Source organism: Pseudovibrio sp. POLY-S9, assembly GCF_001431305.1.
Classification (GTDB): Bacteria; Pseudomonadota; Alphaproteobacteria; order Rhizobiales; family Stappiaceae; genus Pseudovibrio.
Map to the genome: position 1 here is coordinate 1 of NZ_LCWX01000262.1, position 251 is coordinate 251.

Sequence of the window (251 nt, forward strand, 5' to 3'; positions counted from 1 at the left end):
ATCTTGCGGTAAGACAGTTCAATGGTGATCAGCTGAGTGAAGTCAGCATTCTTCGGATCCTGACAATGTGGCAGGCCACACTCGATGTTGGTGATCAGGGCATCTTCAAAGGAGGTGGTGAAGAAATGCTCCTGCTTGCCGGAAGAATTGGTGCGGTACCATTTGACTTCACATTTAGGCAGCATCTCACCGGAGACCAGCGCATTATACAGCAGCGGGATGGACTTGTTCATGGAGCAGGTGAACTTGAA

At 49.8% G+C, this 251-nt stretch carries 1 protein-coding gene; it reads right to left on the reverse strand.

Annotation, left to right across the window (positions count from 1 at the left end):
- The coding region (tssD, locus tag PPL9_RS30185) for a type VI secretion system tube protein TssD (RefSeq protein ID WP_152986749.1) at nucleotides 1-251 on the reverse strand (251 nt) is incomplete at both ends.